This window comes from Streptosporangium sp. NPDC020072, assembly GCF_040631445.1.
Classification (GTDB): domain Bacteria; phylum Actinomycetota; class Actinomycetes; order Streptosporangiales; family Streptosporangiaceae; genus Streptosporangium.
In genome coordinates, this window is record NZ_JBEYAB010000007.1 from 225,113 (window position 1) to 250,287 (window position 25,175).

Annotated in this window: 26 protein-coding genes; 17 read left to right on the forward strand and 9 right to left on the reverse strand. The window is 71.3% G+C overall.

Annotated elements, in window-relative coordinates; genetic code table 11:
* The first annotated feature begins 83 nt into the window (after positions 1 to 83).
* The 5 genes from ABZ470_RS18605 (at position 84) to ABZ470_RS18625 (ending at position 6,536) form a co-directional block, all read left to right on the forward strand.
* Positions 84 to 434, forward strand: coding sequence for an STAS domain-containing protein (locus tag ABZ470_RS18605; RefSeq protein ID WP_184711921.1), 351 nt, complete (start codon positions 84 to 86; stop codon positions 432 to 434).
* Between the two features lie 2 nt (positions 435 to 436).
* Complete coding sequence (locus ABZ470_RS18610; RefSeq protein ID WP_352010992.1) at positions 437 to 883, forward strand: ATP-binding protein; 447 nt, start codon at positions 437 to 439, stop codon at positions 881 to 883.
* 514 nt (positions 884 to 1,397) lie between these two features.
* Positions 1,398 to 3,731, forward strand: a complete 2,334-nt coding sequence (locus ABZ470_RS18615; protein ID WP_352010991.1) for a sodium-translocating pyrophosphatase — start codon at positions 1,398 to 1,400, stop codon at positions 3,729 to 3,731.
* A gap of 206 nt (positions 3,732 to 3,937) precedes the next feature.
* The gene (locus tag ABZ470_RS18620) at positions 3,938 to 4,432 is read left to right on the forward strand and encodes a histidine phosphatase family protein (protein ID WP_362777959.1); all 495 of its coding nucleotides are present in this window, start codon (positions 3,938 to 3,940) and stop codon (positions 4,430 to 4,432) included.
* Between the two features lie 16 nt (positions 4,433 to 4,448).
* Positions 4,449 to 6,536 carry an FUSC family protein gene (locus ABZ470_RS18625; protein WP_352010989.1) on the forward strand — a complete coding sequence of 696 codons (2,088 nt, stop codon included), beginning with the start codon at positions 4,449 to 4,451 and terminating at the stop codon, positions 6,534 to 6,536.
* Positions 6,537 to 6,545: 9 nt separating this feature from the next.
* On the opposite strand, the gene serB is transcribed toward ABZ470_RS18625, so the two are convergent.
* On the reverse strand, positions 6,546 to 7,763 hold the full coding sequence (serB, locus tag ABZ470_RS18630) for a phosphoserine phosphatase SerB (RefSeq protein ID WP_352010988.1): 1,218 nt from the start codon (positions 7,761 to 7,763) through the stop codon (positions 6,546 to 6,548).
* Between the two features lie 115 nt (positions 7,764 to 7,878).
* Between serB and ABZ470_RS18635 the strand changes: the two genes are divergently transcribed.
* Both ABZ470_RS18635 and ABZ470_RS18640 read left to right on the forward strand, forming a co-directional pair.
* The gene (locus tag ABZ470_RS18635) at positions 7,879 to 8,619 is read left to right on the forward strand and encodes a GNAT family N-acyltransferase (RefSeq protein WP_362912451.1); all 741 of its coding nucleotides are present in this window, start codon (positions 7,879 to 7,881) and stop codon (positions 8,617 to 8,619) included.
* On the forward strand, positions 8,616 to 9,479 hold the full coding sequence (locus ABZ470_RS18640; RefSeq protein WP_362912453.1) for a lysophospholipid acyltransferase family protein: 864 nt from the start codon (positions 8,616 to 8,618) through the stop codon (positions 9,477 to 9,479). The genes ABZ470_RS18635 and ABZ470_RS18640 overlap by 4 nt, the downstream gene beginning before the upstream one ends.
* Here the strand turns inward: ABZ470_RS18640 and ABZ470_RS18645 are convergent.
* Positions 9,455 to 9,766: a PASTA domain-containing protein gene (locus tag ABZ470_RS18645; protein ID WP_362912455.1), complete on the reverse strand. Its 312-nt coding sequence runs from the start codon at positions 9,764 to 9,766 to the stop codon at positions 9,455 to 9,457. The genes ABZ470_RS18640 and ABZ470_RS18645 overlap by 25 nt on opposite strands.
* Before the next feature lie 385 nt (positions 9,767 to 10,151).
* Between ABZ470_RS18645 and ABZ470_RS18650 the strand changes: the two genes are divergently transcribed.
* The 3 genes from ABZ470_RS18650 (at position 10,152) to ABZ470_RS18660 (ending at position 11,832) form a co-directional block, all read left to right on the forward strand.
* Positions 10,152 to 10,691 (forward strand): hypothetical protein, encoded by a 540-nt coding sequence (locus tag ABZ470_RS18650; protein ID WP_362777970.1) that lies wholly within the window; start codon positions 10,152 to 10,154, stop codon positions 10,689 to 10,691.
* An 86-nt stretch (positions 10,692 to 10,777) separates the two neighbouring features.
* The gene (locus ABZ470_RS18655) at positions 10,778 to 11,209 is read left to right on the forward strand and encodes a hypothetical protein (protein WP_352010983.1); all 432 of its coding nucleotides are present in this window, start codon (positions 10,778 to 10,780) and stop codon (positions 11,207 to 11,209) included.
* Positions 11,206 to 11,832, forward strand: coding sequence for a TetR/AcrR family transcriptional regulator C-terminal domain-containing protein (locus ABZ470_RS18660; protein ID WP_362912456.1), 627 nt, complete (start codon positions 11,206 to 11,208; stop codon positions 11,830 to 11,832). The genes ABZ470_RS18655 and ABZ470_RS18660 overlap by 4 nt, the downstream gene beginning before the upstream one ends.
* A 96-nt stretch (positions 11,833 to 11,928) precedes the next feature.
* On the opposite strand, the gene ABZ470_RS18665 is transcribed toward ABZ470_RS18660, so the two are convergent.
* The 4 genes from ABZ470_RS18665 to ABZ470_RS18680 form a co-directional block, all read right to left on the reverse strand.
* Complete coding sequence (locus ABZ470_RS18665; protein ID WP_352010981.1) at positions 11,929 to 12,609, reverse strand: response regulator transcription factor; 681 nt, start codon at positions 12,607 to 12,609, stop codon at positions 11,929 to 11,931.
* A 179-nt stretch (positions 12,610 to 12,788) separates the two neighbouring features.
* On the reverse strand, positions 12,789 to 13,343 hold the full coding sequence (locus tag ABZ470_RS18670) for a hypothetical protein (protein ID WP_352010980.1): 555 nt from the start codon (positions 13,341 to 13,343) through the stop codon (positions 12,789 to 12,791).
* A 91-nt stretch (positions 13,344 to 13,434) separates the two neighbouring features.
* Complete coding sequence (locus ABZ470_RS18675; RefSeq protein ID WP_362912457.1) at positions 13,435 to 14,565, reverse strand: S-adenosylmethionine:tRNA ribosyltransferase-isomerase; 1,131 nt, start codon at positions 14,563 to 14,565, stop codon at positions 13,435 to 13,437.
* Positions 14,562 to 15,227: an SDR family oxidoreductase gene (locus ABZ470_RS18680; protein WP_362912459.1), complete on the reverse strand. Its 666-nt coding sequence runs from the start codon at positions 15,225 to 15,227 to the stop codon at positions 14,562 to 14,564. The genes ABZ470_RS18675 and ABZ470_RS18680 overlap by 4 nt, the downstream gene beginning before the upstream one ends.
* Before the next feature lie 112 nt (positions 15,228 to 15,339).
* On the opposite strand from ABZ470_RS18680, the gene ABZ470_RS18685 reads away from it, so the two are divergent.
* Both ABZ470_RS18685 and ABZ470_RS18690 read left to right on the forward strand, forming a co-directional pair.
* The gene (locus ABZ470_RS18685) at positions 15,340 to 16,470 is read left to right on the forward strand and encodes a GAF domain-containing sensor histidine kinase (RefSeq protein ID WP_352010977.1); all 1,131 of its coding nucleotides are present in this window, start codon (positions 15,340 to 15,342) and stop codon (positions 16,468 to 16,470) included.
* Complete coding sequence (locus tag ABZ470_RS18690) at positions 16,467 to 17,105, forward strand: response regulator transcription factor (RefSeq protein ID WP_352010976.1); 639 nt, start codon at positions 16,467 to 16,469, stop codon at positions 17,103 to 17,105. Before ABZ470_RS18685 ends, ABZ470_RS18690 begins: the two co-directional genes overlap by 4 nt.
* A 19-nt stretch (positions 17,106 to 17,124) precedes the next feature.
* Here the strand turns inward: ABZ470_RS18690 and ABZ470_RS18695 are convergent, their stop codons facing one another.
* A complete protein-coding gene (locus ABZ470_RS18695) occupies positions 17,125 to 17,844 on the reverse strand; it encodes a hypothetical protein (RefSeq protein ID WP_352010975.1) in 720 nt (239 codons plus the stop codon).
* A 66-nt stretch (positions 17,845 to 17,910) separates the two neighbouring features.
* On the opposite strand from ABZ470_RS18695, the gene ABZ470_RS18700 reads away from it, so the two are divergent.
* On the forward strand, positions 17,911 to 18,705 hold the full coding sequence (locus tag ABZ470_RS18700) for an ABC transporter ATP-binding protein (protein WP_352010974.1): 795 nt from the start codon (positions 17,911 to 17,913) through the stop codon (positions 18,703 to 18,705).
* Positions 18,706 to 18,799: 94 nt separating this feature from the next.
* The gene (locus ABZ470_RS18705; RefSeq protein WP_362912461.1) at positions 18,800 to 19,720 is read left to right on the forward strand and encodes an SPFH domain-containing protein; all 921 of its coding nucleotides are present in this window, start codon (positions 18,800 to 18,802) and stop codon (positions 19,718 to 19,720) included.
* A gap of 15 nt (positions 19,721 to 19,735) precedes the next feature.
* Here ABZ470_RS18705 and ABZ470_RS18710 read toward each other — a convergent pair whose 3' ends face one another.
* Positions 19,736 to 21,634 carry a serine hydrolase domain-containing protein gene (locus tag ABZ470_RS18710; protein WP_362912463.1) on the reverse strand — a complete coding sequence of 633 codons (1,899 nt, stop codon included), beginning with the start codon at positions 21,632 to 21,634 and terminating at the stop codon, positions 19,736 to 19,738.
* A 95-nt stretch (positions 21,635 to 21,729) separates the two neighbouring features.
* Here ABZ470_RS18710 and ABZ470_RS18715 point away from each other — a divergent pair, with 95 nt between their 5' ends.
* A complete protein-coding gene (locus ABZ470_RS18715; protein ID WP_362912465.1) occupies positions 21,730 to 23,403 on the forward strand; it encodes a histidine kinase in 1,674 nt (557 codons plus the stop codon).
* Here ABZ470_RS18715 and ABZ470_RS18720 read toward each other — a convergent pair.
* Positions 23,344 to 23,952 (reverse strand): response regulator transcription factor, encoded by a 609-nt coding sequence (locus tag ABZ470_RS18720; protein WP_352010970.1) that lies wholly within the window; start codon positions 23,950 to 23,952, stop codon positions 23,344 to 23,346. The genes ABZ470_RS18715 and ABZ470_RS18720 overlap by 60 nt on opposite strands.
* A 154-nt stretch (positions 23,953 to 24,106) precedes the next feature.
* On the opposite strand from ABZ470_RS18720, the gene ABZ470_RS18725 reads away from it, so the two are divergent.
* Together ABZ470_RS18725 and ABZ470_RS18730 are read left to right on the forward strand one after the other, a co-directional pair.
* Positions 24,107 to 24,862: a sulfite exporter TauE/SafE family protein gene (locus ABZ470_RS18725; RefSeq protein ID WP_352010969.1), complete on the forward strand. Its 756-nt coding sequence runs from the start codon at positions 24,107 to 24,109 to the stop codon at positions 24,860 to 24,862.
* Between the two features lie 29 nt (positions 24,863 to 24,891).
* Positions 24,892 to 25,119: a hypothetical protein gene (locus tag ABZ470_RS18730; RefSeq protein ID WP_352010968.1), complete on the forward strand. Its 228-nt coding sequence runs from the start codon at positions 24,892 to 24,894 to the stop codon at positions 25,117 to 25,119.
* Positions 25,120 to 25,175 lie beyond the last annotated feature (56 nt).

Sequence of the window (25,175 nt, forward strand, 5' to 3'; positions counted from 1 at the left end):
TCGGGGCTTGTCGTCTGGGGGCCACCCGGTCCCGGGAGTCACGCCTGAATCGGTACTTTCGCAGGCAAGGCGCTGGAGGATCTGTGGATCTGAAGTTGGACCACCATTCCGAGGACCGTCTCACCATCGTTGAGGTCGAGGGTGAGATCGATGTCTACACCGCGCCCAGATTGCGTGAGCTCCTGATCGACCTGGTCAACAAGGGAAACTTCCACCTTCTCGTGAACATGGAGAAGGTCGACTTCCTCGACTCGACGGGCCTTGGTGTCCTGGTCGGCGGGCTCAAGCGCGTTCGGGCGCACGACGGCTCACTGGAGTTGGTCTGCACCCAGGAGCGCATCCTGAAGATCTTCCGGATCACCGGACTGACCAAGGTCTTCGGGATCTACGCCTCGGTTGAGGAGGCCAAGGAAGCTCACGGCTCAGACAAGTAATCATGGCTACCGTCGAGCTGACGTTCAGCGCCCTTCCGGCCCATGTGCGCACGGCACGCCTGGTCGCCACGGCGATCGCCAGGCGCACCGGGGTGGAGGAGTCGCTGCTGGACGAGGTACGGCTCGCAGTCGGTGAGGCGTGTTCCCGGGCTGTCGAGGCACATCGTCTCCATTGTCCGGGAGAGCCGATCCGCATCGAGCTACGTGATGATCTCGGGCGGTTCGAGGTCACCGTCACGGATGCGGCCCCGAGCGACGAGCTGGAGCAGGAGCAGGTCTCGTTAGGTTTCGAGGACCCGCTCGTGCAACTTCCCGACACCCTGATGTCCGGTTTCGGCATCGCGGTCATCGTGGGGCTGGCCGACGACGTCCAGGTCTATCCGAGCCAGAAGGGCATGTGCATCCGCATGAGCTGGCCCGCCACGGCCAACGGCCTGTCCGCGGTCTGACCGTCCGCACCCCCCACGACCCGCTCCCGGTCCGGACATGATCCGGACACGGGACCGGCGAGCGGCTCCACAGCGTGATCTGACAGCGTGAACACCCCGGCAGCCGGGCGCGTCCTCCAGGGCGCGTCCGGCTGTCTGTTTGGGGGGGTCGAAGTGGGGCAAACATAACTTTGATACGTGCAGACCGAAACAGGCGTGAAGGCTGGCGAAGAACCTCCTGCCCCGATTTGAGTCTCCTGTTAACCATGGGAGTCGGGAAGGATTACTGACCCTGTCATCAAATGGCCACGCGCGGAGGCTTCATATCGGCGTCCTCGCTGCGTAGACTCCCGGCACCGGCCAAGGTTTGTCCTTCGGAAACGGCTCGTAGGAGGGCTGAGTTCCGTGGGAGGTCTGCGGACGCAACCGGAAGCGGCATTGCCAACCACCCCGGATGCGCGCCGCTCCCACTGCCGATCATCTATCGCGGCGCAGTCCGGGCAGGACGTGTTCCCGTCTTGCCAAGGAGAGTCGGATGCCTGTGCTCGATCTCGCCGCTGCTGCAGAGCCAGCGGTTTCCCTGAGCGGTTCTCACTTCAACATCGTGATCGCTGTGGCCGTCGTGGCCCTGATAGCACTCGCCGTGGCGGCCGTGCTGGTCCGGGAGGTGCTCGCTGCCAGCCAAGGCACCGAGCGCATGCGGAACATCGCGCGCGCCGTACAGGAAGGGGCTTCCGCGTATTTGACGCGGCAGTTCAGGACCCTGGCGTTGTTCGTGGTCCTCATTCCCTTCCTGCTCTACCTGCTTCCCGCGGACTCGACCGGAGTGGCCGTCGGCCGTTCCGTTTTCTTCGTGGTCGGCGCGGTCTTCTCCGCGCTGACCGGCTTCGTCGGCATGTGGCTCGCGGTCCGGGGGAACGTCCGGGTCGCCGCGGCCGCCCGTGAGTCCGGCGAGAAGGTCGCCATGCGGATCGCCTTCCGCACCGGCGGCGTGGCCGGCATGATCACCGTCGGCCTCGGCCTGCTCGGCGCCGCCATCGTCGTGATCGTCTACGGCGGCGAGGCCCCGGCGGTCCTTGAGGGCTTCGGCTTCGGCGCCGCGCTGCTGGCCATGTTCATGAGGGTCGGCGGCGGCATCTTCACCAAGGCGGCCGACGTCGGCGCCGACCTGGTCGGCAAGGTCGAGCAGGGCATCCCCGAGGACGACCCGCGCAACGCCGCGACCATCGCCGACAACGTGGGCGACAACGTCGGTGACTGCGCGGGCATGGCGGCCGACCTGTTCGAGTCGTACGCGGTCATGCTGGTGGCCAGCCTCATCCTCGGCAAGGTGGCCTTCGGCACGGAGGGCCTGGTCTTCCCGCTGGTCGTGCCCATGATCGGTGTGCTCACCGCCATCATCGGCATCTTCACCACCGCCCCCCGCAAGGGCGACCGCAACGGGATGGCGGCGATCAACCGGGGCTTCTTCATCTCCGCGGCCATCTCCGCCGTCCTGGTCGCCGTCGCGGCCTACCTGTACCTGCCCAGCAGCTTCTCCGCGCTGAGCGGGGTCGACCCGCAGATCGCCGCGATCACCACCGACCCCCGTCTGATCGCCATCGGCGCGGTGCTCATCGGTCTGGTGCTGGCCAGCGCCATCCAGATCCTCACCGGCTACTTCACCGAGACCAACCGGCGTCCGGTCAAGGACATCGGGGAGAGCGCCCGCACCGGTCCCGCGACCGTCATCCTGTCCGGCATCAGCGTCGGCCTTGAGTCGGCGGTCTACTCGGCGCTGGTCATCGGCGCCGCCGTCTACGGGGCGTTCCTGCTCGGCTTCGGCAACGTCACCGTCGCCCTGTTCGCCGTCGCGCTCGCCGGAACCGGCCTGCTGACCACGGTCGGCGTGATCGTGTCGATGGACACCTTCGGCCCGGTCTCCGACAACGCCCAGGGCATCGCCGAGATGTCCGGCGACGTCGAGGGAGAGGGCGCCAGGGTGCTCACCTCGCTCGACGCGGTCGGCAACACCACCAAGGCCATCACCAAGGGCATCGCGATCGCGACCGCCGTACTCGCCGCGACGGCCCTGTTCGGCGCGTTCAGGACAGCGGTCGAGACCCAGCTCAGCTCGGCGAGTCAGGCGGTGAAGGACGCGCTCGGCTCGTTCAGCGTGTTCAACCTGAGCGTCGACTCGCCGAACGTGCTCGTCGGCCTGGTCGTCGGCGCGGCGGTGGTGTTCATGTTCTCCGGTCTGGCGATCATGGCGGTCGGCAGGGCCGCCGGACGGGTGGTCTTCGAGGTCCGCGAGCAGTTCCGCACCAAGCCGGGCATCATGGCGGGCACCGAGCTGCCCGACTACGGCAGGGTCGTGGACATCTGCACCCGTGACTCGCTGCGGGAGCTGGCCACGCCGGGTCTGCTGGCCGTACTCACCCCGATCGCCGTCGGTTTCGCCCTCGGCTACCCCTCGCTGGGCGCCTTCCTCGCCGGTGCCATCGCCTGTGGCACGCTGATGGCGGTGTTCCTGGCCAACTCGGGCGGCGCCTGGGACAACGCGAAGAAGCTGGTCGAGGACGGTCACCACGGAGGCAAGGGCTCCTCCGCCCACGAGGCGACCGTCATCGGCGACACCGTCGGAGACCCGTTCAAGGACACCGCGGGACCGGCGATCAACCCGCTGCTCAAGGTGATGAACCTGGTGGCGCTGCTGATCGCCCCGGCCGTGGTGATCTACGCCGACAACGTCGCGCTGCGGACCGGGATCGCCCTGGTCGCGGTGGCCATCGTCGTCGGCGCCGTCGTGGTCTCCAAGCGCCGGTCGGCGAGCATCTCCCCGACCGAGGACAACCACGTGGACCGTACGCGGGAGCCGGTCACCAGCTGACGGGCGAACCGGTGTGAAGGGGTGCACGGTCCTCGTGCACCCCTTTTCCCGTACATGAGCCCATCGGTGTGTGCGGGACCTCACGGTGGAAGACTGATCCGTATGGAACAGCAGCCCTCCGGAGGAGGCAGAACGCTCGTGTTCATCCTGTTGGCGATGGTCGTGGTCTTCGCGGCGATCGCGGGCATGGCGATGTGGGCGTCGCGATGAGCGCCGGGACGAACGGGGCGAACGGGGCACGGACGCTGGTCGTCCTCAGGCACGCGAAGGCGGCGCACATCCCCGGGCTGGCCGACAGGGAGCGGCCTCTCACCGAGCGCGGGCGCCGCGACGCGGACCGGGTGGCGCGGGTGCTCGCCGACCTGGGTGTCCAGCCCGACCTGGTGCTCTGCTCGCCGTCCGTGCGCACCAGGCAGACCGCCGAGCTGGCGCTGCCGGGTACGGACGTCGTCTACGAGTCCGAGATCTACGAGGCCTACGCCGACGAGCTGCTCGCCCTCCTGAGGCGTGGTGACCCCGAGGTCCGCACGCTGGTCCTGGTCGGTCACAACCCCGGTGTCCACGAGCTGGTCCAGCTGCTCACCACAAGAGACGACGAGGGCTTCCCGCCCGGCGCGTTCGCGGTCATCGAGACCGACGACGAGTGGTCCGGCCTCGACGCCGGGCGTGCCGTCGCGCGCTGGAGCCCCAAGGAGCAGTAGGGGAACACGGGGTGGCATGCGCAGGATCGCCGGGGCGCTACGCGGTGACTTCGCGGTCGCCGCGCGTCCCGCGTGGGGGTACGGCCTGCTGTGCGCCGTGGCCATCTGCCTGCCGCTGGTCGCCGGGGTTCTCACCGGCCACGTCCGCGAGGGCGCGACGGCTGCCCTGGGCGGTTATCTCACCGTCTTCGGCGACGCCCCCGGCCTGCCGTACGGGGAGAGGGCGCGCAAGCTGTTGCGGACCGCGTTCATGGCCACGCTCGGGGTGGGACTCGGGCAGCTGATCCAGCCGTGGCCGTGGCTCGCGGCCGTCGTGATCGGCCTGGTCGCCGCGGCGGGGGCGGTCTGGCCGGTGATCAGCGTCCCGGCCGTGCTGGCGGTGGCCCTGACCTACTTCGCGCCCTCCGGGGCCGGTCTGCCTGCCCGTATGGCGATCACCGCGGCGGGTGGTCTGCTGATCACGGCGCTGGTCCTGGTGCTGTGGCCGGTGCGCCGCCTCCAACCGCTCCGCACGGCCTTCGAGGAGGCCGGCACGGCGCTGGCCGACCTTCTGGTCGCGGCGGGACGCGCCCCCCTGTCCGACGAGAGCTGGGAGTCGCTGCGGCGGCGGGCCGTCACGACCCACGACGCCGCGGCCAGGGCCTTCTCCCTCTATCGGGTGTCGCAGGAGGACGACCGGGCCCTCGAACGGCTGCTGACGACCCTGGACCGGATCTTCCGCGAGACCATCGCGCTGCGGGTGCTGCGGGCGGCCGCCGTGCAGGAGGATCCGGACGGCCGGTGGGCCGAGGAGCTGGACGAGACGACCGAGGCGCTGGCCCACGCGCTGCGGGAGGCGGTCACCCTCGGTGGTCAGGCCGCGGCCCCGGAGGCCATGGACGCGGTCGGGCGCTTCGCCGACCTGAACGAGGAGGTCCGCAGAGCCGCCCACGCCAGGAGGACACCGCTGCCCGCGGCCGTGCTGCTCGGGCAGATCCGCCGCTGCCTTGACCGCGTCGGTACGGCGGTGCGGTCGATCTCCCAGCAGGCGGAGGAGGCGGTCGAGGTCGGGCCACGCCTGCCCAGGTTCACCCGGCCCCGCCTGCCCGTCCTGTCGACCGGCCACCACCCCGTACGGCTCGGCCTGGCGGTGACCCTGGCGATGGCGTTGATGCTGCTGGCCCACGAGCACTACGCCAAGTGGTTCGTGGTGACCGTGCTGGTCAGCCTCCGTCCCGCCTACCGGGACACGGTCGACCGGGTGACGCTGCGGGTGGTCGGCACCGCGGTCGGGGCGGCCGGGGCGGCCGTCGTGCTCGCGGTCGCGCCGGGCCACACGTACCTGATCGTGTTCATCGGGGTGTGCGCCCTGCTGGGGTTCGCGTTCAGGGGGGTCAGCTACGGCTACTGGACGATGTTCGCCACACCCCTGTCGCTGATGCTGTCGGACTTCACGCTGCCGCTGGACTGGGGCGCGGCGGCGGCCAGGGTGACGCTCACGGTCGCGGGCGGGGCGCTGGCGCTGGTCGTCGCGCGGCTGCTGTGGCCGAGGGGGCACCGGGCCAGCCTGACCGGCAGGATCGTGGACACCCTCGAACGGCACGCGGCGCTGGTGCGTTCGCTGGTCGACCGGGACCCGAAGGCGGTTCTGGAGCGGATCTCCGACGCCTCGGAGGCTGCCCGGCTGCTCGGCGACTCCCTCGACCGGCTGGACAAGGAGCCGGGCGGAAGCGCCCCGCAACGGCTCAGGGACGCCGTGACGGCCGCCAGGCGGCTGCGGGACAACGCGCTGGCACTGCTGGCAGTACCGGCGCCGGTCGAGGAGTCGGGGCCGACGGTCACCCTCCTGGACATGGTCGCCGACCGGCTTGAGGACGTCGCGGAGGCGGTCAGGACGGGTCGGCCGCTGACCAGGGCGGACGATCTCGACCGGGTGCTCGACGAGCTGGGCGCCCAGGTCGACCGGCTGACCGAGCGCCGTCTCGGCGAGGTGGACGAGGGGGCGGCGGACCGGATGACCGGTGTGCGGCGAGGCGTCATGCACGCCGTCGCCGCGCGGCCCGCCCTGAGGGGGCTCGGCGCCGAGGCGCTCGGGCTGGCCTCGTTCACCGCCCCGCGCGCCTGAACGGCCGGCTCAGGCGGTCACGACGCCGTCCTCGGCGTCGGCGGCCTCGACCTCGGCGCGGGGGATGCCCAGCAGGTAGAGGATCGCGTCGAGGTAGGGCACGTTGACCGCGGTGTCGGCGGCCTGGCGGACCACCGGCTTGGCGTTGAACGCGATGCCGAGTCCGGCGGCCGCGATCATGTCCAGGTCGTTGGCGCCGTCGCCGATGGCCACGGTCTGACTGATCGGGATGCCCGCCTCACGCGCGAAGCGTTCGAGCGCCCGCGCCTTGCCGGGACGGTCGACGATCTCGCCGACGACCCGGCCGGTCAGCACGCCGTCCACGACCTCAAGGGTGTTGGCCGCCGAGTAGTCGATGCCGAGGTCCTCGACGAGGGCGTCGGTGAGCTGGGTGAAGCCGCCGCTGACGATCGCGAAGCGGTAGTCGAGCCGCTTGAGCGTACGCACCAGCGTGCGGGCGCCGGGGGTCAGCACGAGCTCCTTGCGGACCTTCTCGAAGGTCTCCTCGCGAAGACCGGCCAGCAGGGCGACCCGGCGGCGCAGCGACTCGGCGAAGTCGAGCTCCCCGCGCATCGCCTCCTCGGTGACCCTGGCGACCTCCTCAAGGCAGCCCGCGTGCGCGGCCAGCAGCTCGATCACCTCGGCCTGGATGAGCGTGGAGTCGACGTCCATCACGATCAGCCGCTTGGCCCTGCGGTGCAGGCCGCTGCGCTGTACGGCCACGTCGACCTGCTGGGCGGCGGCCTCGACGGCCAGTTCGGCGCGGAGGGTGTCGGGGTCGGCCCCGGAGACGGCCAGCTCGAAGCAGGTCACCGGGTAGTTCGACAGCCGCTCGATCCGGTCGATGTTGGCGCCCGCGGCCGCGATCCGGCCTGAGATGCCCGCCATCGCGGCCGGCTGCAGGGGTGAGCCGAGAACGGTCACGTGCAACCGTCCGCGCCTGCGCTTCTCCTGCAGGTCCGAGCCGGTGGACAGCTCGACCTCAAGGCCCAGGTCCCCGGCGGTCCGCTCGACGGCGGTCCACAGGGCACCGAGCGTTCCGCCGGTCCCGGTGGGGGTGTCGCCCGAGTAGGCGACGAGGACGCCGAGGGTGAGCCTGCCGCGGATGACGACCTGTTCGACGTCGGCGACGACTATGGGAAAGCCGGACAGGACGGAGAAGAGCCGCGAGGTTACCCCTGGGCGGTCCGGTCCGGACAACGTGATCAGAAGCGTGCGCTGGTTCATCGGTATCTACGCTACTTGGCCCCCAAAACGATCGTGAATGCGGTTCATCATCCGGACGCCTGACGTTCTCGGCGACCTCCCGTCACACGTCATCTGGCCCTGCCTTCATATGGTCATGACGACCACCCCCGCCCGGCAGCGGGCCACCCGTTACGCCGTCGGATACACCGTCGGACTGGCCGAGACCGCCGCCGACATGCGGGAGGCGCAACGCCTGCGTCACCAGGTGTTCGCCGAGGAGATGGGCGCTCGGCTGGACACCCCCATAACCGGTCTCGACGTCGACCCCCTCGACGCCTACGGCGACCACCTCCTCGTACGGCACGGCGAGGGCGGCGAGGTCGTGGGGACCCACCGGCTGCTGTCCCCGCGCAGGGCCGACCGGCTGTACGCGGACTCGACCTTCGACCTGCGCCCGCTGGCCGGGGTCAGGCCGGACATGGTCGAGGCCGCCAGGGCCTGCGTGCGGCCCGACCACCGCTGCGGCGCCGTGATCGGGCTGATGTGGGCGGCCATCGCGCGTTACGTGGTAGCCGGGGGCCACCGGTGGGTCGCGGGGTGCTGCTCGGTCCCGGTCTCCGGGGTCACCGGGGTCGCCGAGGTCATGCGGCGGCTCCCGCTGTGCCCTCCCGAGTACCGCGTCACCCCGCGCCTGCCCTGGCGCGGCACCAGGAGGCGGGGCACGGGGGCGGCGACGGTCCCCGCCTCGCTCAGGGGCTACGCGAGGCTGGGTGCCTGGGTCTGCGGGCCGCCCGCGCACAACCCCGACCTCGGCACGGCGGACTTCTTCGTGCTGCTGTCGATGGCGAACCTGAACCCGCGTTACCGGCGGCACTTCCTGGGAGCCCCGGCATGATCGTGTGGTCCCCCGAAGCGCCGTGCCGGTCGGGCACCTGCCTGACGCCCCAGGGCCCGAAGGTCGGCCCGACGCTGCGGGCGCTGCGCCTGGTCGCGGTCTCGCTGGTCGTCCTCACGGGCGCGCTGCTCGCCCTGCCGGTCAGGCTCCTCGGTACGGCGGGTCGCGCCCGGCTGGCGAGCGTGTGGTCCAGGCTCGCGCTGTGGGCCCTCGGTGTCCGGGTCGCGGCCAGGCCGGGCTTCGCCTTCCTCGCGGGTTCCGCGGCAGGGCCGCGCGCCCTGCCCGTCTCCGGGGTCGCGCCGCTGATCGTGTCCAACCACGTGTCGTGGCTCGACCCGCTCGTCATGATGGCCGTCGTGCCGTGCCGTGTGCTCGCCAGACGGGAGGTCCGTGGCTGGCCACTGGTCGGGGAGATGGCCGTCGGCGCGGGGGCGGTGCTCATGGACGGGGAGAGGCCGTCCAGGCTGCCCGAGGCGGTCGCCGGGGTGGCCAGGGCACTGGGGGAGGGGGACCCGGTCGCGGCCTTCCCCGAGGGGACCAGGTGGTGCGGCAGGGAGATGGGGGTGTTCAGGCGCGCGGTGTTCCAGGCGGCACTGGACGCGGGGGCGCCGGTCAGGCCGGTCGCGATGAGGTATCTGGGACCCGGCGGGACCCCGGCCGTGGAGGCCGCCTACCTGGGCGACGACTCGCTCACCGCCTCGGTCCTGCGGGTCGCCGGGCTGCGCGGGCTGACCGTCGAGGTGACGTTGCTGCCGCCGGTCCAGGCCCGCGACCGCAGGTCGCTGGCGTGGGCCGCGGAGTCGTCGATCGCCTCGGTGGTGATCGCGCCGACCGTTCACGGAGCCCGGGTGGCCGCCTGATCCTCCCCGGGAGGTTCGGCCGCCGACGTGCCCAGGGGCGCGGACGGGCGCCGCGGTTCACGGACCCCGCCCTCACCGGGATCGTGGCGCGTCCACACGGTCACCGCGCCCCAGCGCTCGATCCGGCTGCCCGGTGGGGGCTTCTGGGCCACCACGACGCCGTCCATGACCGGTTGAGGGCTGTCGGGGTCCGGCCCCTGCAGAAGCACCCCGGCGTCGTGCCCGGCCAGCCAGGCGTTCAACGCCTGACTTCCGCAGAAGTCAGGAACCACCACGAAGTCAGCCAAGTCTCCTCACCCGTGCCGAGAGTACGCCGAGGCAATCGGATGCGCAGCCCCCACAGGGTTTCGGCCGGTCGGCCTACGGCCGTAACCCGGGGTTTTCGCGGTGGCGAAGGGCGGGCCTGCCCGGCGGACTTCCGGAGATTCACGACTTCGAGATTTTCCGGGGCCGGCGTCCATGCGGAGGCGGCGAGCGTGGGGTATCCGAAAGGTAAGAGCACCCTGGCTGATTGGGAGGTGTGGGGCTGAGGTGGCTCAGGGGACACTCGTTCCGTCACGCAGAGAAAGTGACTCGTTACACTCCGTTAATGTTCGGCTGGTGTGACCGGTGCCGTTTCCGGCGGCTGGGAGGCGGTCCGATCGGTCGCCGGCCGGGAAAGGTGATGCATCCGTGCGATCCATACGCCGGATCGGCGCCCTGGCCGCCGCGCTGCCCATCGCGCTGCCCGCCGTGGCCGCGCTGGCTCCCGCCGCCTGCGCCGACCCTCCGGTCTCCTACGTCGGTTCCCGGACCAGTTCGCAGTTCTCCTCCTCGCCCTGGGCGACCGACTCGACCGAGTGGGCCGTTCCGCCGAGTGGGGTCGTCCCCGACCTCGTCTCGGGCGGCCCCTCGGTGGTCCTGGTCACCTTCGCGGCGGAGGGCCGTTGTGTCGCGTCCTCCGGTGCGGGGGCCTGTGAGGTCGCGATCGAGGTCGGCGGGCAGCGAACCCGTCCGCGCACCGTGAAGGGCGCGCCCGACACCGTCTGGCGGAAGAGCGGGTGGGGGAAGCGCGTGCTCAGCCGTACCGTCTGTGTCCCCTACCAGGAGTCTCTCCGTGACCTCGGAGTAAGGGTCCTGGCCAGGAGTTCGGCGGAGGCCAGGTTCGAGCTGCGCAACCGGCAGTTGAAGGTCGAGCGCCGGGCTCCGGTGCGGGAGGACGGCTGTTCCTGAGGTTCCCGCGTTGCGCACAGGTTTGCGTACATCGTAAGCTTACGACGTACGCAAACCTGTGCGTGTGAACCGAGGAGTGCCGCACCATGACCGCCGCCGCGATCGTCGTTCCGTTCGTCTGGCTCGCCTGGCTGATCCTGACCGAGTGGGTGCCGATGTTCCCGCTCAACGACCTGGCCCCGGGCAATCTCAGGAACCGGCTGATCGCGGCGTCGGTGAACTACCCGATCCCCCTGCTGATCGCCGGGGGAGTCGCCCTGCACCGGACCTGGTCACTGGTCGCGGCCACCGTCCTGTGCTGCCTGATCATCGTCGGTCACGTCCAGAGCTGGTGGCTGCCCTACTTCGGCGTCAGCTCCGCCGCCCAGCGAGAGCTCTACCGGACCGACTACGCCCGCACCCTGAAGGTCCTGCCGACCGAGGGACGTGACGTCGTCATCGACGTCCAGCACATGGTGGTCGGCGCGCTCTCCGTGGTGATGCTGGCCACCACGCTCACCGCTACCCTGACCGGGTGACCCAGACAGCCCGTCGCCGAAGCCAGGGAGGCGGCCGTGGAGGCAGGCCCGCCACGCTCACTCCCGAGCGCGTCGTCGCCGCGGCGGTCGAGATCCTGGACGCCGAGGGTCTTGAGGCCCTGACCATGCGCCGTCTCGGTGCGCACCTGGGCGTGGCCGCGATGTCCCTGTACCGCCACGTCCCCAACCGCGACGCCCTGCTCGCCGAGGTCGTCACCCACCTGTTCTCCGAGGCCGTGATCGAACTCGGCCCCGAGGAGCCCTGGCACGAGGCGCTGACCCGTTTGGCCGTGGCCTATCGCGGGACGCTGCTGGCCCACCCGCACGCCGTACCCCTGCTGGCCACCCACCCCGTCGACACCGACAGGGGGCTGGCACTGCTGGCCGGGCTGCTGGGGCGCTTCGAGGACTCGGGGATCGGCGAGCAGGACGCCCTGACCGCCGTGCAGTCCGTCGCGGTCTACGTCCTGGGTCACGCCCTGGCCCAGGTCGGCACCCCGTCCGGCACGGCCCCGACCACAGCCACCGACCCCGCCGCGGCCGTGTTCTACGACCGGTGGTTCGAGGCGGGGCTGGCGGCCATGGTCTCCGGGTTCGAGAGGCGGTTCGCCGGAGACCGGTGAGACGACCGGCGGCCCGGGGGCTTCCCGGCCCTGGGGACGCGGACGGCGCAGGCGGCAGGAGAGCGGTCCGCGCAGACCCGTGTGGACGTGTTCCGGCTACCGGGGTCCGAGATAGGCGATGACGGCCGCGACCCTGCGGTGGGTGTCGGGGCTGTTCTCCAGGGCCAGCTTCATGAAGATCGAGTTCACGTGCTTCTCGATGGCGGAGACCGACAGGTGCAGGGCGCGGGCGATGCCGCCGTTCGACAGGCCGTGCGCCATCTCCCTGAGCACGTCCAGCTCGCGGGGGGTCAGCTCGGCGGGTGGCGGGCTGTCCCTGACGCCGCGTTTGGCCAGCAGGCCCTCGACCACCTTGGGGTCGATCACCGAACCGCCCGCGGCCACCGAGCGGATCGCGCCGAGCAGCTCGTCGATGTCGCCGACCCGGTCCTTGAGCAGGTAGGCGCGGCCCTCGGTGCCGTCCCTGAACAGGTCGAGCGCGAACAGCGCGTCGGAGAACTGGGAGAGCACCACGACCCCGATGTCCCGCGAGGCCGCCCTGATCCGGTGGGCGGCGTCGATGCCCTCCATGCCGGGCCGTACGAGGTCGGGGGAGCCGGGCATCCGGATGTCGGTCACCACCACGTCGGGGCGCAGCCGCCTGGCGGCGTCCAGCAGGTCGTCGGCGGTGCCCACGGCCGCGACCACGCCGATCTCACCCGAGGCCTCAAGCAGTCTGCGGGTGCCCTCGCGCACCAGGTAGTGGTCCTCGGCCAGGACGACCCTCAGCTCAGTCATAAGGAGATCCTGCCTGGTGAGGGGACATGCCGTACATGGGGCTGTCCGCACAACCGCCGGGAACGCGACGGACCCCCGTCCGGTGGGACGGGGGTCCGTGGGCGGGACGATCAGGCAGGGGGTCCTCGTTGATCCCCGTGAGGGTCCCGGTGCTCGTCGTAGGGAGGTGCCGGGTACGGCTAGCGCAGGATGCGGGTCCTGACCTTGACGTACTTCAGGTCGACACCGGCGTCGATGCCGTGGATGTTCAGGGTGTCGATGCCGCCCGCGGGGACGTCGATGGAGGCCGTGGCGAACTCGGCCGTCGCGGTGCCCCGGGCGCTTCCCCTGAGCCACACCTTCACCTTGATGGTCGCGGTCCTGCCGGGCCGCAGTCTGTCGAGCAGGCAGCCGACCTCGCGCCCGTCGGCCTCGCAGTAGGAACCGGAGGGGCCGGTGATCTGGACGCGACGCGCCTGCTTGGGGACATAGCCCCCGACGTAGGCGATGTCGGTCGGCCAGCTGCCCACGTTCCTGGTCTTGAGCGTGTAGACGATCGTGTCACCCGCCCACGCCCTGCGCGGGTAGTAGGCGGTCAGCTTCAGCGGAGAGAGCGGGGGAGAGGCGAGGGCTCCCGCGGAGGCTCCCACGGAGGCCACGGTGGGTGGCGTCACGGCGGCGTTCGCGCTCTGCGGGACGAACAGCAGGCCCCCGGCCATGGCTGTGGCGGCGAAGGCGATAAGGTGCCGGCGCATTTCATACTCCAGTCGGAAATTTGGTTTCCCGTTTTGTTCGCTGGAGCAAGCATGCGGTGTCCCACTTGAGAACCTCTTGCGGATGACTGACTCACCCGAGAATGAGGTGAATGTCGCCGAACTCGTGCCAGAGATAACCCTCTTTGAGTGCCTCGGCGTACGACCGTACGAGCAAATCCTCCCCGGCGATCGCCGACAGCATCAGCAGATGGCTGGAGCGCGGTTCGTGCAGGCCGGTGATCAGCCCGTTCACCACCCGCGTCCCCGAGGAGGGGGTGACCAGGTGCGAGGTCCAGCCGCGTGCCGCCCGCACCCTGCCTTTTACAGGGCCCTCCCCGGCGCCTTCCATGGGGCCGTCCGCCAGGCCCGCCGTCTCCAGCGCCCTGACCACGGTGGTGCCGACCGCGATCACCCGTCTGCCCGAGGCCCTGGTGAACTCCACCTGGCGTGCCGTGGCCTCCGGCACCTCGAAGCGCTCGGGATAGGGTGGTTCGTCTCGTTCCGGGGAGGCCACACCGGTGTGCAGGGTGATCGGCGCCACCCCGATCCCGTGCGTCACCAGGCGGGTCACCAGTTCGGTGGTGAACGGCCGTCCCGCACTGGGCATCTCCGCGCTGCCTGGCCGTACCCCGAAGACGGTCTGGTAGTGCGACAGCGGCCAGTCCCTGCCCACGTAGGAGTAGCGGATCGGCACGCCGTACCGGTGCAGGTAGGCGGGGACGTCACGGTCCAGCACGGCGCGCCACAGCCGGGGCGTGTGCCGTTCCAGCAGCCGCAGCGTCGCGCCCCCCGGCAGCGGCAGCCACTCCCCGGCGGCCCCGCCCCGGTACGGCTCGCCCGCGGGCTCGTCCCCCGAAGCCCCCGAGCCCCCAGCCCCCGAGCCCGCCGAAGTCCCCAGGACCCCTGGGACCTTCGGGTCGCGGGGCACGCCACGGCGGCGTAGCTCGACCAGCCACGTCCCGTCCTCGTGCTCCGTCGAGAAGTGCACCGCGAGCCGGTCGAGCCGTACCGCGGCGGGCAGCGTGGCCGAGTCGTTGACCACCAGCAGGTCCCCGGGGCGCAGCAGACCGGGCAGGTCGGTGAACCTGTGGTGGCCGATCTCCCCCGTACGGCCCCGCGAGACCAGCAGCCGCACCTCGTCACGAGCCAGCCCCCGTGCCTCCGGTGGCTCGTGCGCCTCAAGTTCGGGAGGAAGCGTGAAGTCCGCGGCCAGGGCGTTCACCGGACCCCGATCCGTCCGCTCGCCGGGCGCTCCTCGATCAGCCGCCGCAGGGCCGCCGCGCTCCTGTCCGGCCCGGGGGCCGTCCCCGCCTCCTCGGCGCCGACCGCCGCCGCGAGCATGGCCGTGTTCATCTCCCCCGGATCGACCCACCAGACCGTGACGTCCGGCTCCTCCACGGCCAGCACGTTGGACAGCTGTTCGAGCGCGGCCTTCGTCGCCCCGTAACCGCCCCAGCTCGCGTACGCCTCGATCGCGGCGTCGGAGGAGATGTTGACGACCGCGCCGCCGCTGCGCCTCAACGAGGGCAGCGTCGCCTGGATCAGCGCGAGCGGCGCCAGCGTGTTGACCAGGAACAGCTCCCTGAGCTCGTCGAGGGGGTAGTCGGCCAGCGAGGGCAGCGGGAGCGCCCCGAGCCCCGAGGCGTTGTTGACCAACAGGTCGAGTCCGTCCCGTACGGCCAGCGCCAGCCGTTCCCGGTGGGCCGGGTCGGCGACGTCCCCGGCGACGGCGAGGGCGCCCTCGCCGAGTTCTGCGGCGGCGGATTCGAGCGCGTCCGCGCCCCGCGCGGTGAGGACGAGCCGCCAGCCGTCGGCGGCCAGCGAACGGGCCAGCTCCAGGCCGAGACCACGGGAGGCGCCGGTGATGAGTGCCGTCTTCGTCATGCCTCGACGGTAGGAACCGGAAGGCGCCGTCCGCATCGGCCGAGGGACCGGGCTGAAGGTCCTAGGACCTGCGGCCCAGAGGTTCCGCCCGGTGAGCACCTAGAGTTTCACCGTGGAGAGTGTGGGAGACGACCGGGACGCGGTGCTGCACGCGGTCAGTTCCGCCGTCCTTGCGGTGACCAGGCACCTGTCCGTCAGGGAGGTGCTCCAGGTCATCGTGCGTTCGGCGAGGCGGCTGCTGGACGCCCGTTACGCCGCGCTCGGCGTACCCGACGACGAGGGCGCCTTCGCCGAGTTCGTCGCCGAGGGCATCTCGGACGAGGAGTGGGACGCGATCGGGCCGATGCCCCGTCAGCACGGCATGCTCGGCGCGATGTTGCGCGAGGGCGCGCCGGTCAGGCTGGCCGACATCCGCAGGGACCACCGCTTCGAGTACTGGCCGAGGGCGCATCCGGTGCTCAAGGACTTCCTCGGGGTGCCGATCCGCGACGGCGAGGCGGTGCTGGGCATCATCTTCCTGTCCAACAAACGCTCGCCGGGCGGCTTCACCGAGGCGGACCAGGACCTGCTCACCATGTTCGCCGCGCACGCCGCGATCGCCCTCACCAACGCGCGCCTCTACGAACGCGGCAGGGAGCTCGCGCTGGTCGAGGAGCGCACCCGGATGGCCAGGGAACTGCACGACGCGGTGACCCAGAAGCTCTTCTCCCTCAGGCTCACCGCCCAGGCGGCCTCCTCGCTGGTGCGCCGAGACCCCGACCGGGCACTCGGCGAGTTGGAGCGGGTCGAACGGCTCGCCGGGGAGGCGCTCGCCGAGCTGCGCGCGGTGATCGTCGAGCTGCGTCCCGCCGAACTCGACCGGCACGGCCTGGCCGAGACGCTCCGCAAGCACGTCCGCCTGCTCGACCGGCTGCACCCGGCGTCGTTCACGTTCGAGGAGAGGCCGGTGTGCGAGCTGGACCCGGCGACCGAGGCCGCCGTGCTGCGGGTGGCCCAGGAGGCCCTGCACAACGCCTCCCGGCACGCCGGGGCCGTCGCCGTCGCCGTACGGCTCGGCTGTGAGGCGGGCAGGGTGGTCCTTGAGGTGCGCGACGACGGGACGGGCTTCGACGTGGCCGCCGCGACGGGCCGCGGTCTGGGCATCGCCTCGATGGAGGACAGGGCACACGCCCTGGGTGGGGACGTGCTCGTCAGGTCGGCCCCGGGGGAGGGGACGCTGGTGCGGATGGAGGTGCCGGTGTGATCCGGGTGCTCATCGCGGACGACCACCCCGTGGTCAGGCAGGGTCTGCGGACCTTCCTCGCGCTGCAGGACGACCTCGACGTGGTGGGGGAGGCCGCGGACGGCGCCGAGGCCGTCGCGTTGACGGAGTCGCTCAACCCGGACGTGCTGCTGCTCGACCTGAAGATGCCGGTCCTGGACGGCCACGGCACGCTGCTGCGGCTCAGGGAGCTTGGCCTGTCCCCCCGGGTGCTGGTGCTGACCTCGGTCGGCGACCGCCAGGACGTCGCCCCGGCCATCAGGGCGGGCGCGACCGGGTTCCTCTACAAGGACGTCGATCCCGCCGCGCTCGTCCAGGCCATCCGCGCGGTCAGCGGCGGGCAGGTGCTGCTGGCGGCCGAGGCGGCCGAGGCGATGCTGACGACCCCCGGTGCCGTACCCCCGCGCACGGTCCCGGCCCCGACGCCCTCGCTCACCGAACGTGAGCGTGAGGTCCTGGCGCTGATCGCCTCGGGCCGCTCCAACCGCGAGATCGCCCGTGAGCTGACCGTGGCCGAGAAGACCGTCAAGACCCACGTCTCCAACGTGCTGATGAAGCTCGGCGTCCAGGACCGCACCCAGGCCGCCCTCTACGCGGTACGGCACGGCCTGGCCTGAGAGGCCCTGGGGGCCGGGATCAGACCAGTTCGGAGATGGCGTGGTGGGCGGCCACGCGGGCCCGCCGTACGGCACGGTCGAGGGCGCGCAGCGCCTGGGCCCTGACCGCGACCTGGCCGGAGGTGAGGCCCCGCTCGTCGGCGATCCTGAGCACCGCGGTGAGCCGGGCGGCCAGGGCGGCGACGCGGTGGGCACGGGCGGGGTAGCCCGGCGCCAGGCCGTCGTCGAGGGGCTGGGTGTTCCGGTGCCCCTGGGCGGGCCCGCCGACCCCCGTCAGGGCGTCCGTGGCCTCGCGCATCGCCATGGTCAGGGCGTGCTCGGCCTCCGCCAGGGAGGGAATGTCCGGAATGTTAATGCTGGCCTCAAGCACGCTCCAGCGCACCCCGGCGTACGATGAGCCGCGGCGGTCCCTTGCGGGGACCAGGCCCAGGCATCTACCGGGGAAAACGGCTGTCGCCGCCTGCCCGGCCTCGATCGCCGCGGAGTTGAAGGAGGGCGGTCCGGTGAGACCGAGCGGGTCGCCCGCGACGGGAAGCGCCAGGCGCAGCGAACGCATGCCCTCGACCCGCAGGTCGGCGAGGAATCCGCGCAGGGAGACGTCGCCCGTCTCCCCGGCGACGAGTTGGGGGCCGGCCTGTCGCTCCACCCGGTCGGCGGCCTCGTCGAGGCCGACCTGTCCGGTGAGCCAGGCGTTGCCCCAGCAGACCAAGGTGGCCGAGATCTGTGAATCAGGGTGCACCGATCCACGATATGCGCTTGCCCTGCAATAGGTTTTGTTCGAGCGATACTCAAGGAGGCGTGAGGGATGGGCGGTCAGGTGCTTCGGCTACAGGACGTCACCGTCCGCAGGGACGGGGCGGCCCTGCTGCGGGACATCGACTGGACCGTTCACGAGGACGAGCGGTGGGTCGTCATCGGTCCCAACGGCGCCGGGAAGACGACGCTGTTGCAGGTCGCCGGGACGATGCTGTTCCCGGCCGAGGGCGTCGTCGAGATCCTTGGAGAACGGCTCGGCCAGACGGACGTGTTCGACCTGCGGCCCCGGATCGGCCTGGCGAGCGCGGCGCTCGCCGAGAAGGTCCCGCCGGACGAGAAGGTCATCGACCTGGTGCTCACCGCGTCGTACGCGATCCTCGGGCGCTGGACGGAGGAGTACGACTCCAACGACGTCACCAGGGCCGTCGAGCTGATCGACCAGCTCGGCTGCGCCCATCTGATCAGGCGCAGGTTCAACACCCTGTCGGAGGGCGAGCGCAAGAGGGTACAGATCGCCAGGGCGCTCATGCCCGACCCAGAGCTGCTGCTGCTGGACGAGCCCGCCGCGGGCCTGGACCTCGGCGGCAGGGAGGACCTGGTCCGCCGTCTCTCGGTGCTGGCCAACGACCCGAAGGCGCCGACCATGGTGCTGGTCACCCATCACGTCGAGGAGGTGCCCAGCGGTTTCACCCACGCGCTGCTGCTGCGGCACGGCTCGATCGTCGCGCAGGGGCCGATGGATCAGGTGATGACCGCGGAGAACCTCTCGCGCACCTTCGCCGTTCCGCTCACCCTGGAACGCGGCCAGGGCGACCGGTGGTACGCCCGCGCCTACCAGTTCTGAAAGCTGTTTACGCTGTTCAGAGGTCGGTAACGCGAAAACCAAATACCATTCCGAATGAGAGAGATCCACTTGACTCGACCGTCCGGAGTGGCTCATGGAAACGCTTCTTGTCACGCTCGCCGCGGTGGCCGTCGCAGGTTTCGTCCTTTTTAAGGCGATTCACATCATCCCTCAGGCCACCGCGGGGGTAGTGGAGCGCCTCGGGCGCTACCATCGGACGCTCTCCCCAGGCCTGAATCTCGTGCTCCCCTTCGTCGACCGCCTCAAGCGTACGGTCGACCTGCGCGAACAGGTCGTGTCCTTCCCTCCGCAACCCGTGGTGACCTCGGACAACCTCGTCGTCTCCGTCGACACGGTCGTGCACCTGCGGGTCGTCGACGCCAAGGCCGCCACCTACGAGGTCTCCGACTTCCTGACCGGGGTCGAGCAACTCACCGTGACCACGTTGCGTAACGTGATCGGCGACATGGAGCTCGAACGGGTGCTGACCTCCCGAGACGAGATCAACACCGAGCTGCGCGTGGCGCTCGACGGCGCGGGCAGCTGGGGGATCAAGGTCGGCAGGGTCAGGCTCAAGGCCATCCAGCCCTCCGCCGAGATCCAGGAGTCGATGGAGCGCCAGATCCGCGCCGACCGGGACAGGAAGGCGGCCCTGCTCGCGGCCGACGGACAGAAGCAGGCGGCCATCCTCAGCGCGGAGGGGCTCAAGCAGGCCGCGGTGCTCAAGGCACGTGGTGAGGCGGAGGCCGTGGTGCTCAGGGCGCAGGCCGACGCCGAGGCCAAGGCGGTGCGGGCGAAGGGCGAGGCGGACGCGATCGGCATGGTCTTCCGCGCGATCCACGACGGCAAGCCCGACCAGAGGCTCCTCGCCTACCAGTACCTCAGGACCCTTCCCGAGATCGCCAAGGGCGACGCGAACAAGGTTTGGATCGTTCCATCCGAAATGGCCAAGGCTGTGGAGAACCTCGGCGGCCTGTTCTCGACCAAGGAGAAGACCGCCGAGGAGACCGGCTGACGGCCGTCCGGGGGCTCACAGCAACAGCAGGCGAAAGTCGAGGGCGACCGCGAAGAAGGCGACCGTGCTCAGGGTGAGCAGGGTGTAGGCGATCCGGGCGGGTGGCCTCCACCAGCGGGCGCGCCAGGCCAGCGCCGCGGCCGGGACCATCGGTACGGCGAGGACCAACGCGAGGGTGCCCAGCACGGGCAGGACGGCCAGCCTCGGGGAGTACAGCGGGATGTCGGCCATGAGGACGTTGGGATCGGCCGTCAGCAGGCCGAACCCGGCGAGGAAGACGGCGACCAGGGCGGCGCAGGTCCAGGCGGTGAGGACGGCCAGGCGGGCGGGCAGCGGCGGCCGTACTCCCTGTGGGCGCCGTGCTCCCCGCAGGCGGCGGACGGCGGCGGTCAGGGGCAGGACGAGCGCCGCCAGCGACAGGGCCAGGGCGCCGGTCGCGAAGAGCGGCATGGCCAGGCTCTCGTACCCCGGGACCCGCTCGTAGGTCTCCGAGGGGAGCATCGAGGAGACGAGGACGCCGTCGCGGGGAAAGGAGACGCGGGCCGGGCCGCCGCGTTCGGCGAAGAGGCCGGGGGCGGTCTGGACCCAGTGCTGGACCGGCCGTCCGGGGTCGGGGGAGAGACCGGTCGTGGTGAGAGTCCCGTCGGAGCCCACGGTGACGACCGGGGTGGCGAACAGGGCGGAGACCTTCGTCAGCGCGGTACGGCTGGTGCGGGCCGACCGGTAGGAGCCCGCGTAACGGGAGACGTCCGCGGTGAGCGGGGCGGGCGTGGCCGTACGGTCCGCGGGGTCGGGGAAGCGCAGGTCGACGATCCGGCCCGTGAGCCACTGCGCGTCCCAGGCTCCCACGCCCGAGACGCCGTCGCCGTTGAGGACGACGTAGACGCCGAACCCCTGGTCGGGCATGAGGGCCATGGCGTTGTGGTAGCCGGGGACGTCGCCGTCCTTGTAGAGGAGCCTTCTGCCGCCACGGGGGCGTTCCTCAAGGACGTAGCCCATGCCGGGCATGCGGTCGTCCACGGTGAAGTGCCGTTCCCGCATCATCCGGGCGACGGGGTCGTCCCCAAGCTGGTCGATCATGTAGTTGGCCATGTCCGACGGGGTGACGGCGGGGCCGGTTCCCGAGGGCGTCCAGGGGGAGTACTGGCCCCTCTGCTCGACGTAGCCCTCTCCGTCCGGCCGGTAGCCCCTGGCGAGCCGCGCCCCGATCGCGGCGGGGTGCGGCAGGGCGGCGGTCGAGCCGGTCATCCGATGCGCGGCGAAGACCTGCTCGGCGACGTTGCGCGCGTACGGCTGACCGGAGGCGATCTCCACGAGGTGCCCCGTGAGGGCGAGGGCGTAGTTGTCGTAGGCGACCAGGGTGCCCGGTGGCCGTACCCGGGGCGGCGTGCGGGCGCGCAGACTCTCGGCGAGGGAGGGCAGCTTCGCCGGGTCGTCGTTCGCGAGGCCGACGATGTCGTCGTCGAAGCCCGCCGTGTAGGTGAGCAGGTTCTCCAGGGTCACCGGGTGGCCCGGCCAGGTGTCCTCGATCTTGAACGAGGTGAGGTAGCGGTTGACGTCGGCGCGCAGGTCGAGCCTGCCCTTCCGGACCAGACGCAGTGCGGCCTCGGCCGTGAAGATCTTGGCCAGTGACCCGGTGAGGAAGGGGGTGGTGAGATCGACGGGACGGTTCGAGGTCGTTTCGGCCAGTCCGTATCCCCTGCCGAACACCATCCGGCCGTCCTCCACGACGACGACGGCCGCGCCGGGGATCCTGTCCCTGGTGAGGAGTTCGGGGACGAGGCGGTCGAGGGCCGCGCCGAGGTCGCCCGCCCGGCCCTGGGACGCCTGGGACGTTTGGGACGTCGCTCCGGCGGTGTGCGGGGTGAGGAGGACCGCCAGGGACGCGAGGGCGGCGGTTAGCGCTCTCTTCATGCCCGTCAGCGTGCCGTTTCGCCGGGACCCGCCATCAGTGTCCTGCACCTGTGTTCGACGTGGAGAATGCACGATCAGGGCATATGGTGCATAAAGTGCTGATCGTTGTGGTGGTCCTCGTCGGCGCCGCGTTCGATCCGCTCCATCCGGTGCCGAGCGCGCCGTTCGCCCTCGTCGTCGCTCTGCAGGTGCTGCACTGCCTGACGCCGTGGCGAAGCCGCTGGTCACTGGCCGTTCAGGCACTGCTCCTGCCCTGGGCGGGCCCCGCTGCGGCGGGCATGGTCGCGGCGTCGGCGCTGCTGATCCTGCGCGGGACGGCCCGCTGGTGCGCGTTCGCCACCGTGGTCGTCACAGCCGCCGTCACAGCCGCGGTGCTCGCGCCCGCGACGCCGTTCGGGATCACGCTCGCGGTGCTGAACGCCGCCTGCCAGGGGCTTGTCCTGTTCGGGGTGACCCGGCTCGGTGACACGCGTGCCGCCCTCCACGCGGCCCGTGCGGAACTGGCCGCCGGGTCGGTCTCCGACGAGCGCTCACGGGCCGCCCGGGAGCTGGACTCCGTCCTCGGGACCGCCCTGTCCACGATCGTCTCCCTCGCCGGACGCGGTGAGGCGGCGAAGATCGCCGAGGTCTCCCGGGCGACGGCCGCGCGGGCCCGCGCCGTCCCGGCCCCGGCGGCGGCTGCGGCTCCCGAGCCGGACCTCATGCCCAGGCTCGCACTGCCGATCCTGGTCGCGGTGCACGCCGGATATCTCGTGACGGCGTTGATCTATCTCGGTGGGCGTCCGGTCCTCTCCCTGCTCGCCGCCGGGATCCTCGGGCTGCACCTGCACCACGCGCTGCCCCGCCCGTACGGCGCCCGCCCCGGACACGGCGTCTGGACCGCATGCCTGCTGCTCCTGCTCACGGCCGTCACGCTTCTGCTCCCGGGACAGGCCCATCCACAGCTGGCCGGGTTCGCGGTGGCCGGGTTCCTGGCCCTCGGGCGGGCCTGGTGGCCCGTGGCCGGGGCGGTCGTGGCCGCGCTGGCGGTCGTGCTGGCCGTACGGGGGCAGGCTCCGGCGGAGAACCTGTACTGGACGTTCGACGCCGTGGCCGTCGCGGCCATGTTCCACGGGCTGGCCGTACAGACCTCGCTGGTCCTGCAGGCGAGGCGGGCCCAGCGGGCGCTGGCGGCGCTGGCGGCGGCCGACGAGCGCCGACGCATCTCCAGGGACGTCCACGACCTGCTCGGATACGGGCTTTCCGCCATCACGGTCAAGGCCGAGCTGGCCGTACGGGCGGGGGAGGAGGACGCGAGGGAGCAGCTCGTGGAGATCGCCGCGATCGCCCGCCGCTCGCTGGCCGCGCTGCGGGACATCCCGGCCGAGCCCGACCCCCGGCTCTCGCTGGCCGCCGAGATCGACTCGGCCTGCTCCGTTCTGCGGGCGGCGGGCGTCGAGGTCACCGTCCGCAGGGAGTCGGACAGGGACGACGCGCTGCCGGCGATCGTCCTGCGGGAGGCCGTCACCAACGTGCTGCGGCACAGCGAGGCCGGTCACTGCCTCATCAAGATCACCGAGGACGGGCTGCTGGTCGTCAACGACGGCGTCCACGGCCCTCCCGGCGCCGGGGAGGGCGGGAGCGGGACGGCCAACCTCACCGCGCGGGTCACCGCGGCGGGAGGCACGCTGACCGCCGGGTACGCCGACGGTGAATACCGGCTTGTGGTGCTATATCCAGCCGTTCTCAGCGGCGATGCGGACGGCGTCGAGCCGGTTGCGCGCGTCTAGCTTCGTGACGACCGCCCCGAGGTAGTTGCGCACCGTCCCCTTGCTGAGGAACAGCTCGGCGGCGATCTCGGCCAGGTCGGCGCCCTCGCCCGCCCGGCGCAGCACCTCGGCCTCGCGCGGGCTCAGCGGGTTCGGCCGGCCGGTGATGGCCGCGGCGGCCAGGCCGGGGTCGACGACGGTCTCCCCCGAGGCGACCCGCCGGATCGCCTCGGCCAGCCGGGCGGGCGGCGCGTCCTTCAGCATGAATCCGCGCGCCCCGATCTCCAGCGCCCTGCGCAGGGTCTCGGTGCCGCCCGCCGAGGTCAGCATGAGCAGCCCGCACTCCGGCGCCCCCGCCCGTAGCTCCCGTGCCGCGTCGAGCCCGTCGAGTTCCCCCGGCAGCTGGATGTCCAGCACCACCACCTCGGGGCGGAGTTCGAGCCCCAGCGTGACCGCCTCCCGCCCGGTCGACACCTCCCCGACGATCCGCATGTCGTCCTCAAGCCCGATCAGCGCGGCCAGCGCCCCTCTGATGAGGTGCATGTCCTCGACCAGCAGAACCCCGATCACGATCCCCCCTCAACACGTCCTCCGTGCCAATGATCCCGGTGTTCCTGACGGGGGCACCGCCCACCCCGCCGCCGGGCGGAGAGCGTTCTCCTCCTAGCATCCGGTAAGGCAGTGCACCGGTTCACGGGCGCGAGCCGTACAAGTGAGGAGAGGCATGACACCGTGGGAGGCGGTCGCGATCTTCGCGGCCGGAATCGGAGCCGGGGGCATCAACGCCGTCGTCGGCTCGGGGTCACTGATCACGTTCCCGACGATGGTCGCGGTGGGGATACCGCCGGTCGTCGCGAACGTCTCCAACAACATCGGACTGGTTCCCGGGTCGCTGACCAGCGTGCTCGGCTACCGGGCGGAGCTGAAGGGCCAGCGTGCCCGGCTCGTCAGGTTAGGGGTCGGCTCCGTCATCGGGTCGCTCATCGGCGGCCTGCTACTGCTCTCCCTGCCCGCCAGGACGTTCAACGTCGTGGTCCCGATCCTGATCGGCCTGTCGTGTGTGCTGGTGGTCGTCCAGCCAAGGCTCAACCGGTGGCTCGCCGCCCGGCGGGAGAACGCCCATCCGCACGGTGGCCCGTGGCTGTGGCTGGGGGTCCTGGGCGCCGGAGCCTACGGCGGCTACTTCGGCGCGGCCCAGGGGGTGCTGCTCATCGGGCTGCTCGGCAGCGTCCTCGACGAGGACCTGCAGCGGATCAACGCCGCGAAGAACGTGCTCGCGCTGCTGGTCAACGGGACCGCGGCCCTGCTGTTCGTCCTGGTCGCGGACGTGGACTGGCGGGCGGTCGCGCTGGTCGCGCTCGGTGCGACGATCGGCGGTTTCTTCGGTGCGAGGTTCGGCAGGAAACTGCCCGCCCCGGTGCTGCGCGGGATCATCGTCGTCGTCGGCATCGTGGCGATGGTCAAGTTGATATACGCCTAGATTCTCCCGTTAATGGGCATGAATCAGGCATGAAAGGCGATCGGGTAGAGATCGTTATCGACGCGGGTGACAGCTCGCGTACCTACGAAGTCGTCGCCACCCGCGCGGGCCGCCGCGTCGAGGTGGCCAACAGCCGGGGCGGCGTGATCGAGGTCACCGAGGTCACCCGCAGTGGTACGGCGGTGCGCACCGCCCGCTTCATGTCCAGCAGGATTCTCGCCCTGGTCGAACATCCCGCCGACGGCGAGGCGGACTGACCGCCGGGCCGCCTCCCCATGAGGCGGCCCGGACACCGTACGGCCGGTGCGGGGGC